General features: G+C 65.4%; 13 protein-coding genes. 5 read left to right on the top strand and 8 right to left on the bottom strand.

What is annotated here, in order from left to right; translation table 11 throughout:
* Window positions 1–24: 24 nt before the first annotated feature.
* Window positions 25–483: a Holliday junction resolvase RuvX gene (gene ruvX / locus L8F96_RS08220; RefSeq protein WP_145119252.1), complete on the bottom strand. Its 459-nt coding sequence runs from the start codon at window positions 481–483 to the stop codon at window positions 25–27.
* A complete protein-coding gene (locus L8F96_RS08215; protein WP_334655752.1) occupies window positions 480–1,580 on the bottom strand; it encodes a DUF3089 domain-containing protein in 1,101 nt (366 codons plus the stop codon). The genes ruvX and L8F96_RS08215 overlap by 4 nt, the downstream gene beginning before the upstream one ends.
* Window positions 1,581–1,717: 137 nt before the next feature.
* Between L8F96_RS08215 and gatC the strand changes: the two genes are divergently transcribed.
* The 3 genes from gatC (at window position 1,718) to gatB (ending at window position 5,075) form a co-directional block, all read left to right on the top strand.
* Window positions 1,718–2,020, top strand: a complete 303-nt coding sequence (gatC, locus tag L8F96_RS08210; protein WP_046411790.1) for an Asp-tRNA(Asn)/Glu-tRNA(Gln) amidotransferase subunit GatC — start codon at window positions 1,718–1,720, stop codon at window positions 2,018–2,020.
* Window positions 2,021–2,099: 79 nt separating this feature from the next.
* Window positions 2,100–3,584 carry an Asp-tRNA(Asn)/Glu-tRNA(Gln) amidotransferase subunit GatA gene (gene gatA / locus L8F96_RS08205; protein WP_125945054.1) on the top strand — a complete coding sequence of 495 codons (1,485 nt, stop codon included), beginning with the start codon at window positions 2,100–2,102 and terminating at the stop codon, window positions 3,582–3,584.
* Window positions 3,585–3,611: 27 nt separating this feature from the next.
* Entirely contained in the window at window positions 3,612–5,075 is a 1,464-nt protein-coding gene (gene gatB / locus L8F96_RS08200; RefSeq protein WP_334655751.1) for an Asp-tRNA(Asn)/Glu-tRNA(Gln) amidotransferase subunit GatB, read from the top strand.
* An 8-nt stretch (window positions 5,076–5,083) separates the two neighbouring features.
* On the opposite strand, the gene L8F96_RS08195 is transcribed toward gatB, so the two are convergent.
* The 4 genes from L8F96_RS08195 to L8F96_RS08180 form a co-directional block, all read right to left on the bottom strand.
* The gene (locus L8F96_RS08195; protein WP_334655750.1) at window positions 5,084–6,286 is read right to left on the bottom strand and encodes an epoxide hydrolase family protein; all 1,203 of its coding nucleotides are present in this window, start codon (window positions 6,284–6,286) and stop codon (window positions 5,084–5,086) included.
* Between the two features lie 5 nt (window positions 6,287–6,291).
* Window positions 6,292–7,332: a phosphotransferase family protein gene (locus tag L8F96_RS08190; protein ID WP_334655749.1), complete on the bottom strand. Its 1,041-nt coding sequence runs from the start codon at window positions 7,330–7,332 to the stop codon at window positions 6,292–6,294.
* A gap of 124 nt (window positions 7,333–7,456) precedes the next feature.
* On the bottom strand, window positions 7,457–8,359 hold the full coding sequence (locus L8F96_RS08185; RefSeq protein WP_334655910.1) for a hydrogen peroxide-inducible genes activator: 903 nt from the start codon (window positions 8,357–8,359) through the stop codon (window positions 7,457–7,459).
* Window positions 8,360–8,430: 71 nt separating this feature from the next.
* Entirely contained in the window at window positions 8,431–9,201 is a 771-nt protein-coding gene (locus L8F96_RS08180) for a sulfite exporter TauE/SafE family protein (RefSeq protein ID WP_334655748.1), read from the bottom strand.
* Window positions 9,202–9,345: 144 nt separating this feature from the next.
* On the opposite strand from L8F96_RS08180, the gene epsC reads away from it, so the two are divergent.
* Both epsC and L8F96_RS08170 read left to right on the top strand, forming a co-directional pair.
* Window positions 9,346–10,032 carry a serine O-acetyltransferase EpsC gene (epsC, locus tag L8F96_RS08175; protein ID WP_046410808.1) on the top strand — a complete coding sequence of 229 codons (687 nt, stop codon included), beginning with the start codon at window positions 9,346–9,348 and terminating at the stop codon, window positions 10,030–10,032.
* Complete coding sequence (locus L8F96_RS08170; protein WP_046410806.1) at window positions 10,032–10,373, top strand: DUF2794 domain-containing protein; 342 nt, start codon at window positions 10,032–10,034, stop codon at window positions 10,371–10,373. The genes epsC and L8F96_RS08170 overlap by 1 nt, the downstream gene beginning before the upstream one ends.
* A gap of 96 nt (window positions 10,374–10,469) precedes the next feature.
* Here the strand turns inward: L8F96_RS08170 and L8F96_RS08165 are convergent, their stop codons facing one another.
* Both L8F96_RS08165 and L8F96_RS08160 read right to left on the bottom strand, forming a co-directional pair.
* The gene (locus L8F96_RS08165) at window positions 10,470–11,369 is read right to left on the bottom strand and encodes an SDR family NAD(P)-dependent oxidoreductase (RefSeq protein WP_046410804.1); all 900 of its coding nucleotides are present in this window, start codon (window positions 11,367–11,369) and stop codon (window positions 10,470–10,472) included.
* 96 nt (window positions 11,370–11,465) lie between these two features.
* Complete coding sequence (locus tag L8F96_RS08160) at window positions 11,466–11,798, bottom strand: hypothetical protein (protein ID WP_334655747.1); 333 nt, start codon at window positions 11,796–11,798, stop codon at window positions 11,466–11,468.
* Window positions 11,799–11,832 lie beyond the last annotated feature (34 nt).

The following is an 11,832-nucleotide window of genomic DNA, read 5'->3' as shown; positions in this document are numbered from 1 at the left end:
TATCCCGTAGCGGCGCGCCGATGATCAGCCGGTCGTGAGGGCGTCGATCGCCGCCTGAAGGATGTGCGCCGCCGCCAGCGAATCGATTCGCTCGGCACGTTTCGCGCGGCTCATGTCCTGTTCGATCATCACCCGTTCGACCGCCACGGTGGACCAACGTTCGTCCCACAGCAGGATGGGACCAAGATCGGTGATGTTGCGGGCAAAGGCGCGGGTCGACTGGCTGCGCGGACTTTCGCTGCCATCGAGATTGAGCGGGAGGCCGAGTACGATGCCGGCGACCTTCTGCGCGGTGATCAGCTCCGCCAGCGCGGCCGAGTCCTGCGTGAACTTCCGCCGCCGGATCAGTGCGGCGGGGCTGGCGAAGGTCCAGCCGGCGTCGCACAGCGCGGTACCGATCGTCTTGGTGCCAAGGTCAAGACCAAGCAGGCGGCCCCCGGCGGGCAGGGTCTCGCGAAACTCGGAAGCGCTTGCCGTAATCATCGTGCCGCCACCCGCCGGGCTGCGTCCTGGCGGACGTTCGCCCAGAACAGGGAATAATCATAGACGTGGTAATTGTTGCCGGGGAGCACATAGGGCCCGACGTCCGGTCCTTCGCCGATGAGCAGCAGCCCGCGATCGCCACAGCGTGCGGGCACCTTGCCCGCCTCGATCGAGGCGCTGGCAAGATCCTCTGACGGGAACAGCGTGCCCGCGTTGGCGGTGGCGGGTGCAGCGGCGTTGGCGGTGCCGGTCAGCGGATTGGTGCAGACAAGCGTGCTGCCCCGGCGCGGCTTGCCATCGAAGGCGGTGCTGCTGTCATAAGTGTCGATCACCAGCGCAGGGTCTGCCGGCTCGGCAAAGCTTTCCCACGACAACAGGCAGCCATGCTGATCGGCGCGGGTACATTCGGGGAGACCCAGCGCAGGCAGATCGTTGCTGCGGCTGACCGGCCAGCCCACGACATAGGCTGCCACCACGCGGCGGGCGAGCGGCGTGCCCGCAACCTGATCCTTCAGCAGATGAGTCAAGTGCAGGGCGCCCTGGCTGTGGCCGGCAAGGATCATCGGTCGTTCGGGCCCGATCTCTCTGAGGAATGCAGCGAAAGCGGCCTGGATGTCGCCATAGGCGAGCTCGAGCGCGCGCTGCGCATGCGCCGCATTGGTGAGGAACGACCCAAAGGTCGCCTGACGATAACGCGGCGCCCAGATCTCGCCCACCTCGTTGAACACGCTTGCCTGTCCACGGAGGAACAGCGCTGCACGGGCATTCGCCTCCTCATCGTCGAGCGGCGCGTTCCAGTGGTCGGCGCTGAGATAGGAGGTCGGATGGATGAAGAAGACCGCGGGCCCGCCGGGCGTCGTGCGCGGCTGATACCCCGCCGGGGTCCATAGTGCCGGGTTCCCGGTCCGATCCGGCCGCGCGAGCCACATGTCGGCGCGGTCATATTCGTTTTCCTGCAAGGCCGGCTGCTGCTCGAACGCGACCTTCGGCTTGTAATACCAGCGGACCAGATCGCTGCCGTAGAAGTTCCAGGTGATCTGAAACGCGATAATCAGCGCGATCAGCACCGCCATGACGTAAAGAAACTTGCGAGCCATGGGCGCCGCCTGCCCCAGTCGCGGCGGCCGCGCAACTTCGGGCATGGTGAACGCCATCGCAGATGGGCGCGCAGGGGCGTGCGCGATCCGCTTTCCCGCCCATTGCGCTTCGCCCCGCGCCGATGGTAGCGGGCGCCATGTCCGTAGATACCGTCACCGTGAAGAAGGTCGCGAGCCTTGCGCGCATCGCGATCGACGATGCCGCCGCCGAGCGGCTCGTGCCCGAGTTGAACAACATCCTCGGCTGGATCGAGCAACTGGGCGAGGTGGATACCAGCGGCGTCGCACCGATGACCGCGGTGATCCCCAACAAGCTGCGCCTGCGCGACGATGTGGTGAACGCCGATCCGCTGACCGGTGGCGGCATCCGCGACGCGGTGCTCGCCAATGCGCCGCAGGCGGAGCATGGCTTCTTCACCGTGCCCAAGGTGATCGAATGATGGCGATCGTGGCCGCACGGCGCCCGAAGGCGCTCCTATTCCTTGAACAGCCGGCGATCGCCGGCGTGACGGTGTTTTGATGACTGACCTCACCGATCTTGGCATTCGCGATATTCGCGACGGGGTGCGTGCCGGCACCTTTTCCGCGCGCGACGTTGCCACCGCTTTCAACGACGCGGTCAGCCGCGCCAAGCCGCTGAACGCCTTTCTGGTCGAAACGCCGGACCATGCACTGGCCGCCGCCGATGCCGCCGATGCCGCGCGCGCGGCGGGCGATGAGCTGAAGCCGCTGGCCGGCGTGCCGATCGGCATGAAGGACCTGTTCTGCACCAAGGGCGTGCCGACCACCGCTGCCAGCCACATCCTGGAAGGCTTCACGCCGCAGTACGAATCGACGGTGTCGCAGAACCTGTGGAACGCGGGCGCCGGGATGCTCGGCAAGCTGAACATGGACCAGTTCGCCATGGGCTCGTCCAACGAGACCAGCGCATTCGGCAATGTCATCTCGCCCTGGCGCAGCAACGACGGCAGCACAACGCCGCTGGCGCCGGGTGGCTCGTCGGGTGGTTCTTCCTCCGCCGTGGCGGCGCGGCTGTGCCCGGGTGCGACCGGCACCGATACGGGCGGCTCGATCCGTCAGCCGGCGGCCTTCACCGGCATTTCGGGCATCAAGCCGACCTATGGCCGCTGCTCGCGCTGGGGCACGATCGCTTTTGCCTCGTCCCTGGACCAGGCGGGGCCGATGGCGCGCGACGTGCGCGATTGCGCGATCATGCTGGAGGCGATGAGCGGCTTCGACGCGAAGGACGCCACCTCGCTCGACCTGCCGGTGCCGCAGTGGGAGCAGTCGCTGAACGCCAGCATGGCAGGCAAGCGCGTCGGCATTCCGCGCGAATATCGCGTCGAAAATATGCCCGAGGAGATCGAGGCGCTCTGGCAGCAGGGTATCGCCTGGATGAAGGATGCGGGCGCCGAGATCGTCGAGGTGTCGCTGCCGCACACCAAATACGCGCTGCCGGCCTATTACATCATCGCGCCGGCCGAGGCGTCGTCGAACCTCGCGCGCTATGATGGCGTGCGTTATGGTCTGCGCGACCTGCCGGACGGCGCGAACCTGCAGGAAATGTACGCAGCGACGCGCGCCGCCGGCTTCGGCGACGAGGTGAAGCGGCGTATCCTGATCGGTACCTATGTGCTGTCGGCTGGCTTCTACGATGCCTATTTCACGCAGGCGTCGAAGGTCCGCACGCTGATCGCGCAGGATTTCGAAAAGGCCTGGGAAAGCTGCGACGTGCTGCTGACGCCGACCGCACCGTCGGCGGCGTTCGCACTGGGCGAGAAGAGCGCCGATCCGCTAGCGATGTACCTCAACGACGTGTTCACCGTGCCGTCGAGCCTTGCCGGGCTGCCGGCGATGAGCGTGCCGGGCGGGCTGGATCGCAAGGGGCTGCCGCTGGGGCTGCAGGTGATCGGCAGGGCGCTGGATGAGCAGGGCGTGCTGAACGCGGCGCTCGCGATCGAGGAGCGCGCGGGCTTCGTGGCCCGGCCGCAGGCGTGGTGGTAATGACGTTCGAATTCGGGAATCTGGCCAATGGCTGACGCAACCGCACCATATCGCATCAAGGGTGCCACCGGCGACTGGGAAGTCGTGATCGGCCTTGAGGTGCACGCACAGGTGACCTCCAACGCCAAGCTGTTCTCCGGCGCGGCCACCGCGTTCGGCGCGGAGCCCAATTCGCAGGTCAGCCTGATCGACGCGGCGATGCCCGGCATGCTGCCGGTGCCGAACCGCGAGTGCATCCGCCAAGCGGTTCGCACGGGCATGGCGATCGACGCGCAGATCAACAAATGGTCGCGGTTCGACCGCAAAAACTATTTCTACGCCGACCTGCCGCAGGGTTACCAGATTTCGCAGCTTTATCATCCGCTTGTCGGTGAAGGCTCGATCGAGATTGAGGATGGCGAGACGGTCAAGACGATCGGGGTGGAGCGCATCCACGTCGAGCAGGACGCCGGCAAGCTGATGCACGACCAGCATCCGACGCGATCCTATGTCGACCTGAACCGGTCGGGCGTGGCGCTGATGGAGATCGTCAGCCGGCCGGACATGCGCTCGCCGGCAGAGGCTGGCGCCTATCTGCGCAAGCTGCGCGCGATCCTGCGCTATGTCGGCAGCTGTGACGGCAACATGGAGGAAGGCTCCATGCGTGCGGACGTCAACGTCAGCGTGCGGCGGCCGGGCGAGGAATTCGGCACGCGTACGGAGACGAAGAACGTCAATTCCGTCCGCTTCGTGATGGCGGCGATCGAACATGAGGCGAACCGTCAGGTCGACGTGCTGGAGAGCGGCGGGAAGATCGTTCAGGAAACGCGGCTGTTCAACGCCGACACGGGCACGACGCGGTCGATGCGGTCGAAGGAAGACGCGCACGATTATCGTTACTTCCCCGATCCCGACCTGCTGCCGCTGGAACTGGATGACGCATTCCTCGAGGAATGCCGTGCCTCGCTTCCCGAACTGCCGGATGCCAAGCGCAAGCGGTATGAGGCGGCGGGAATTACGCCCTACAATGCGGGCGTGCTGACCGCCGAGGTCGAGACGGCGCGCTGGTTCGACGCGTTGCTGGAAGAAGGCACGGCGCCGGTCGCGGCATCCAATTGGGTGACGGGTGAGCTGTTCGGTGCGCTGAACCGGATCGGCAAGGACATCACCGGATCGCCCGTGACGCCGGGGCAGGCGGCGGAATTGCTGGCGCTGGTGGCGGACGGTACGTTGTCGGGCAGCTTGGCGAAGCAGGTGTTCGAGGTGATGCTGGAAACCGGCGATGCGCCGGGCAAGATCGTTGAGGAGCGCGGGCTGAAGCAGACAAGCGATACCGGCGCAATCGAGGCGGTGATCGCCGAGGTGCTGGCGAAGAACCCCAACCAGCTGGAACAGTATCGTGGTGGCAAGGTAGCGCTGTTCGGCTTCTTCGTCGGACAGACGATGAAGGCGATGGGCGGCAAGGCCAACCCGGGCGTCGTCAATGAACTGCTGAAGAAGGCGCTGGGCTGATCGGCGCGTCACCCCGGCGGCGGATGCCGGGGTGACCGCCAGCGTCGTGCTGGTGTGGTATCAGCGCAGCGAGCGGAAGGTGGCGCGTACCTCTTCCACGAACAGGTCCGGTTGTTCGAAGGCGGCGAAATGCCCGCCGCGATCCAGCTCGTTCCAGTGGATGATGTTGGTGTAGCTTTTTTCCGCCCAGCGGCGCGACGGTCGCAGGATTTCCTTGGGGAAGATGCTGCACCCGGTCTGCACCCGGTCGGCACCGTGACCTTTTGCCCGCCGAACGCGCCGAAGCTTTCCCAATAGAGTCGCGCTGACGAGGCGCCGGTGCCGGTCAGCCAGTAGATCATGATGTCGTCGAGCATCTCGTCCCGGGTCAGCGCATTCTCTGGCACCCCGTTGCAATCGGTCCATTCGTGGAACTTCTCGTAGATCCACATGGCCTGGCCGACCGGGGAGTCGACCAGCCCATAGCCCAGCGTTTGCGGCCGGGTGGACTGCTGTTTCGAATAGCCGGTGCCCTGATCGGCGTGACGCTTCAGGTCGGCCAGCGCCGCCTTTTCCGCGTCAGTGGCATCGGCCATGTCCTCCTCTGACGGGCGGACGGTGACCATGTTGAGGTGGATGCCCGCGACAGCCGGGTCGCCGCTCGCCCCAAGTGCGGTAGTGACGGCCGCACCCCAATCGCCGCCCTGGGCGCCGAACCGGGCATAGCCCAGCCGCTTCATGAGCGTGATCCAAGCGGCGGCAATGCGCGGCACGCCCCAGCCCTTTTCGGCAGGCCGATCGGAAAAGCCATAGCCGGGCAAAGAGGGACAGACGACGTGAAAGGCGTCGCGCGGATCGCCGCCATGCGCCGCGGGGTCGGCGAGCGGCCCGACGACCTTCAGGAACTCGACGACGGAGCCGGGCCAACCATGAGTGAGGATGAGCGGTAAGGCGCCCGAATTGGGGGAGGGGCGATGCAGGAAATGCACGTTCAGCCCGTCGATCGCGGTGGTAAATTGTCCGACGGCGTTGAGCGCCGCCTCGCAGCGGCGCCAATCGTAGCGGTGCTGCCAATGATCGACCAGCGCGCGCGCGGCGGCGAGCGGCACACCCTGTTGCCAATCGTCCACGGTTTCGCGTTCCGGCCAGCGGGTGCGCGCCAGCCGGTCCTTCAGGTCGTCCAGTTGCGCCTGCGGGATGGCGAGCGTGAAGGGGGTGATCGTATCGTCCATCGAGGTCATCCGCGGCGCAGGAGGGAGAGCGCCTGTTCGGCGAGCATCGGCGTGCCGTTCACGGCCTCCCCGGCGTTGGGGGTCACGCCGGCGAGCGCACGGGCGTAGACGCCCTGGCTGATGGAGGCGAGGCGGAACACCGCAAAGGCGAGGTAGAAGTTCCAGTCCTCGATTGCGTCGCCGCGGCCCGTTCGGCGGCTGTAGGCGGCGACATAAACCTCCTCGGTGGGGATACCGCTGGTCGCAAAATCGACGCCCTCCAGCGTGCCCCAGCTAGGCGAGGTCGAATGCCACATGAAGCAATTGTAGCCGAGGTCGGCGAGCGGGTGCCCGATGGTCGACAATTCCCAATCGAGCACCGCGATCAGCCGCGGTTCGGTTGGATGGAACATGACGTTTTCGAGCCGGTAGTCGCCATGCGCGATGCTGACCGCCTCATCCTTCGGAACGCGCGCGGGCAGTTCTGCGATCAGCGCCTCCATCGCGGGGATCGGCTGCGTTTCTGCCCCGCGATACTGTTTGATCCATCGCGCGATCTGGCGATCGAAATAGCCGGTCGGGCGGCCATAGTCCTCAAGGCCCACCGCCCGATGGTCGATCGAGTGGAGCGCGGCGAGCGTCTGATTGAGCTGATCATAGACTGCGCTTCGTTCGTCCGGCGTCAGGTCGGGCAGGGTGGCGTCGCGGAAGATGCGTCCTTCCAGATAATCCATGACGTAGAAGGCGGTGCCGATCACATCGGGATCCTCGCACAGCGCGCGCATATTGGGGACGGGCACGCCCGTGTCGCGCAGCGCAGCCATCGCGCGATATTCGCGATCCACCTGGTGCGCGCTCGCCAGCAGCTGGCCAGGCGGCTTCTTGCGCAGCACGAAATCGCCGGCATCGGTGGAAAGCATGAACGTCGGGTTCGATGCCCCGCCGACGAATTGCCGGACCTGCATTCCGTTGCCGAAGCCTTCCACATGCCGGCTGAGCCACGTTTCGAGCCTGTCTTCATCGAACCGGTGGCGTGGTGACACCTCCGTCAGCCGCGCACCCGTCATGCACGTATCGCCAGCGTTGCAGGTACGAAAAGCTGCCGCATCATCCTCTCCCTCGCGCAGGTTCTGCGTCGTTTCACGACACCTAACGCGAAAGCGGAGCGCGTTTGAAGCGCCAATCGCCCGATTATCTTACAGACGAGAGGATTTCGGCGAGCAGGCGGAAGTCCTTTTCACGCGGCGACGCGCGTCGCCAGGCAAGCGCGATCGTGCGGATCGGGTTTTCCCCGCCGAGCGGCCGCGCCGCGATATGGGTGTGATCGAGGATCCCGGCGCTGAGCGCGATTTCCGGCAGCATGGTGAGGCCCAAGCCATTGTCGACCATCTGCACGATGGTGTGCAGCGAGGTGCCCATCATCGTCGCCTCGGCACGCAATTCCGGGCGGTTACACGCGGCGAGCACATGATCCTTCAGGCAATGCCCGTCCTCCAGCATGAGGAGGCGCGTTTCGTCGATATCCTTGGGCGAGACGGGCTGGACGCTGTCGGGCAGCTCGCCCTCCGGGAAAGCGAGGAACAGGCGGTCGTCGAACAGCGGCACGGTGGTGACGTCGCCGCAGGCATAGGGGAGGGCGAGCAGGACACAGTCGGCACGGCCATTGTGCAAGGCTTCGCATGCCTGAGCGCTGGGCTCTTCGCGCAAGTACAATTTCAGGTCAGGGTAATCAGCGCGCAGGCGGGGCAGGACGCGGGGCAGCAGGAAGGGGGCGATCGTGGGAATGACGCTCATCCGCATCTCGCCGGACAGCGGCCGGCCGGCAGCGCGCGCCATGTCGCCCAGTTCCTCCGCCTCGCGCAGCACGCGCCGCGCCTTGGCCACGATCTGATCCCCGAGCGGCGTGAACCGGACGACGCGGCGGGTTCGCTCGACCAGCGTCACGCCGATCAGGGTTTCGAGTTCGCGGATGCCGGCCGACAGCGTGGACTGGGTGACGTAGCAGGTCTCCGCAGCACGGCCGAAGTGGCCCTGATCCTTCAAGGCCACGAGATATTGCAGCTGCTTCAGTGTCGGTAGGTAGATGTTCGCCATATAATCGGTCTTCTCGATCAATGCTGGCGATATAGTGCATTCAGTCGATCATGCGAGCCGAAAAGGCGCGATTACAAGACGGCGCGGATGAAGCCATATGTGCTGGTGATCGTCAGCACCGCTCCGACAAGCACGAGCATCACCGTCGTGGGAATCCGCTTTGCCATCACGGCGCCGAGCGGCGCGGCAATGACGCCGCCGATCAAGAGCCCGATCGTGGCGGTGGCGAAATCTTCGAGGCCGAGGTGCCAGATGAACGTTGCGGAGACGGTGGCGGTCAGGAAGAACTCGACTGCATTGACCGTGCCGACGACGCGGCGCGGTTCAAGCCCCTGCACCAGCAGGTTGGACGTGACGATTGGGCCCCAGCCGCCGCCGCCGGCAGCATCAAGGAAGCCGCCGACGAGGCCAAGCGGCTCAACGACCTTTGGCTTGCCGCGCGGCGCAGAGAACAGCAGCCCGCGGACGAGCAGGTAGATGCCGACAAAGATCAGATAGCCCAGCACAAAGGGCTTCACCGTTTCACCGTCCAGATTGGTCAGTAGATACGCGCCGCTTACCCCGCCAATGATGCCGGGCACGAGCAGCCGGAAGAACAGCCGCTTGTCCACGTTGCCGTGCAGCACATGGCTGATGCCGGAAATGGCAGTGGTGAAGGTTTCGACGATGTGGATGTTGGCTGAAGCGCGTGCGGGCGACAGGCCGATCACCGCGACCAGCAACGTGTTGCAAATCAGCCCGAACGCCATGCCGAGCGCGCCGTCGACGATCTGGGCGCCAAAGCCGACGAGGATGAACGGCAGCAGCGCTTCCAAGGTCAGCGACGAAAAATCCACACTCATCCCCTAGTGACTGACGCGAATGCCATGCCGCACGAGAGCAAATCCCACAAGATTGCTATGCTTTCGCCGGCCATGTTCATTCTTTGCGGTGCTGGAAATCGTGCGCACGACATCCTAGATCGCGCGTTCGAAAGGGGACGCGTGATGGGGCGTTTGGCGGTTTATCTCGATTCGATCCGCGCGCGTGATCCAGCACCGCATTCGCGGCTGGAGATCCTGACCTATCCTGGCGTGTGGGCGCTCGGCTGGCACCGGCTTGCGCACCGCCTGTATCGTGCGCGGCTGTTCTTCCTGGCGCGCGCGGTCAATCATCTCTCCCGCTTCCTGACGGCGATCGACATCCATCCGGGTGCAAAGATCGGGCGCAACTTCTTCATCGACCACGGGTTCGTGGTGATCGGCGAGACCGCGGAGATCGGCGACGACGTCACCATCTATCAGTGCGTGACGCTGGGCGGGACCAGCCCGGACAACGGCATAGCGGGCAAGCGGCACCCAACGATCAGTGACGGGGCGATCATCGGATCGGGCGCGCAGGTGCTGGGCCCGATTACCGTCGGGCGCCGGGCGCGGGTGGGCGCCAATGCGGTGGTCACGCGCGACGTTCCCGAGGGCGCGGTGATGGTCGGTATTCCCGCGCGGCCGACGGTGGTGGAGGGTGGTCAGGCGCCTGAGCGCAAGTTCATGGCCTATGGCACGCCGTGCAGCGAGATGTTCGATCCGGCGACGCAGAAGGTGGAAATCCTGCGTTGCGAACTGGAGGCGATGAAGAAGCGGCTCGACGCCCTGGTGGATGAGCAGGGCGAGGGGCGGGAGCGTAACCGCGCCTGATGGGGGTCGTCACACCCTTTCCGCTGAAGGGCAAACCGAGTCAGATCGGCTTCGACCGGGGCGAGCTGAACCGTATTCTCGATCTGTACGGGCGCATGGTGGCGGCCGGGCATTGGCGCGATTATGCGATCAGCCTGGGACGCGACGCTGCCGAGTTCGCGGCGTTCCGGCGGACGGCCGAGCGGCCGGAGTTCCGGATCGAAAAGCGGCCCTCGTTGCGCAACCGGCAGGGCATGTGGGCGCTGTACGGCGAGGCAGGCCAGATCGTGAAGCGCGGGCACGAACTGGGCCCGGTGCTGGCACCTGTCGAGCGACGTCTGATGAAGCTGGTCGACGGCTGAGCGGCTACGCTGCGGTGACCGCCACCGCTTCCAATTGCCGGTGACAAGCAAGTCAAACACCGGCGCGCGCTGGTGACACGCGCCGGTGGTTGAGGATCAGCCGCCCTGCAGCTTCTTGCCGATCATCATCGACTGGCCGGCGCCCGAATCAGGCACGATCTCACCGGTACGATCGGTGATTTCCGCCCAATGCTTGGCGATGCCTTCCGGTGACAGCTCGTCGCCGCTCAGCGCAACGCCGGGCGTCAGCGTGACATAGGCAGCCTGGAACACGCCAGCGCCGGCGCCGACGATCTGGTTGGTCGGTGCATCCTCGCTGACGAGATACAGCGCGGCGGGGACGACCTTGTCGGGCGAGAAGGCCTGGAACAGCTGCTCGGGAAACAGATCCTCGGTCATACGGGTGCCTGCCACGGGAGCCAGCGTGTTGACCTTGATGTTGTTCTTCGCGCCTTCGAGGTAGAGCGACTTGGTGAAGCCGGCGAGACCAAGCTTCGCCGCGCCGTAGTTGGTCTGGCCGAAGTTGCCGTAGAGGCCGGTCGACGAGGCGGTCATCAGGATGCGGCCATAATTCTGCTCGCGCATCGTCTCCCACACTGCCTTGGTGGCATAAGCCGAACCGAGCAGGTGAACCTGGACGACGAAGGCGAAGTCGGCCGGCTCCATCTTCGCGAACGACTTGTCGCGCAGTACGCCGGCGTTGTTGATCAGGACGTGGACACCGCCCCAGGCTTCCTTGGCCTTGGCCACCATCTCGACCATCTGATCATATTCGGTGACGCTGGCACCGTTCGCCATCGCCTCGCCGCCAGCGGCCTTGATCTCCTCGACCACCTTGTGGGCGGCGTCGGACGCGCCAGAGCCGGTGCGATCGCCGCCGAGATCGTTGACCACGACCTTTGCGCCGCGCCGCGCGAGCTCGAGCGCATATTCACGGCCAAGACCGCCGCCGGCGCCGGTGACGATGGCTACCTTGTCATCGAAACGAATGGACATGGAAAAGGCGCTCCCTCACTTGGATAGAAGCGCCCTCCCATACTCGACATTCAAACGGGTGCAACTGCCCGTCGGGTAGACCTTCCGCTCAGACGATCACTTGCCGCCGCGCTGCATGCAATTGTTGAACTGTCCCTTCTTGCATGGCGGATAGCTCGGCAGCGGCGGGGGCGGCGGGAAGGCGACCGACGGTGGCGGCGCAGGCTGGAACACGACCTTTGAGCCCGGCTCCGGCGTGCCCTTCAGCGGAGAGCCGGCGGGCTCATAGCCGCCCGGAGTCTCGACGATGCGCATGCCGTCGGGATCGGTGCTGGTTTGAACCTGGCCGCCGGACTGGGTGGTCGGTGCCTGATCCGCCATCGCCGACTGATCCTGTGCAATCGCAGGAGCGGCGAGAATGGCGGCAGCGACGAAAAGGAAGGACTTCATGAGGAAATCTCCTGTGAAAACGCTCGATTGCGCG

Source organism: Sphingomonas panaciterrae (assembly GCF_036890205.1).
Taxonomy (GTDB): domain Bacteria; phylum Pseudomonadota; class Alphaproteobacteria; order Sphingomonadales; family Sphingomonadaceae; genus Sphingomonas; species Sphingomonas panaciterrae.
The sequence above is the reverse complement of the archived record's forward strand: the minus strand, read 5'-3'. Positions and strand labels throughout refer to the sequence as shown.

Bases quoted from the DNA above. Each gene is read 5' to 3' on its own strand.
- ruvX (WP_145119252.1), bottom strand. From the start codon at position 483: ATGATTACGGCAAGCGCTTCCGAGTTTCGCGAGACCCTGCCCGCCGGG.
- L8F96_RS08215 (WP_334655752.1), bottom strand. From the start codon at position 1,580: ATGGCTCGCAAGTTTCTTTACGTCATGGCGGTGCTGATCGCGCTGATT.
- gatC (WP_046411790.1), top strand. From the start codon at position 1,718: ATGTCCGTAGATACCGTCACCGTGAAGAAGGTCGCGAGCCTTGCGCGC.
- gatA (WP_125945054.1), top strand. From the start codon at position 2,100: ATGACTGACCTCACCGATCTTGGCATTCGCGATATTCGCGACGGGGTG.
- gatB (WP_334655751.1), top strand. From the start codon at position 3,612: ATGGCTGACGCAACCGCACCATATCGCATCAAGGGTGCCACCGGCGAC.
- L8F96_RS08195 (WP_334655750.1), bottom strand. From the start codon at position 6,286: ATGGACGATACGATCACCCCCTTCACGCTCGCCATCCCGCAGGCGCAA.
- L8F96_RS08190 (WP_334655749.1), bottom strand. From the start codon at position 7,332: ATGACGGGTGCGCGGCTGACGGAGGTGTCACCACGCCACCGGTTCGAT.
- L8F96_RS08185 (WP_334655910.1), bottom strand. From the start codon at position 8,359: ATGGCGAACATCTACCTACCGACACTGAAGCAGCTGCAATATCTCGTG.
- L8F96_RS08180 (WP_334655748.1), bottom strand. From the start codon at position 9,201: ATGAGTGTGGATTTTTCGTCGCTGACCTTGGAAGCGCTGCTGCCGTTC.
- epsC (WP_046410808.1), top strand. From the start codon at position 9,346: ATGGGGCGTTTGGCGGTTTATCTCGATTCGATCCGCGCGCGTGATCCA.
- L8F96_RS08170 (WP_046410806.1), top strand. From the start codon at position 10,032: ATGGGGGTCGTCACACCCTTTCCGCTGAAGGGCAAACCGAGTCAGATC.
- L8F96_RS08165 (WP_046410804.1), bottom strand. From the start codon at position 11,369: ATGTCCATTCGTTTCGATGACAAGGTAGCCATCGTCACCGGCGCCGGC.
- L8F96_RS08160 (WP_334655747.1), bottom strand. From the start codon at position 11,798: ATGAAGTCCTTCCTTTTCGTCGCTGCCGCCATTCTCGCCGCTCCTGCG.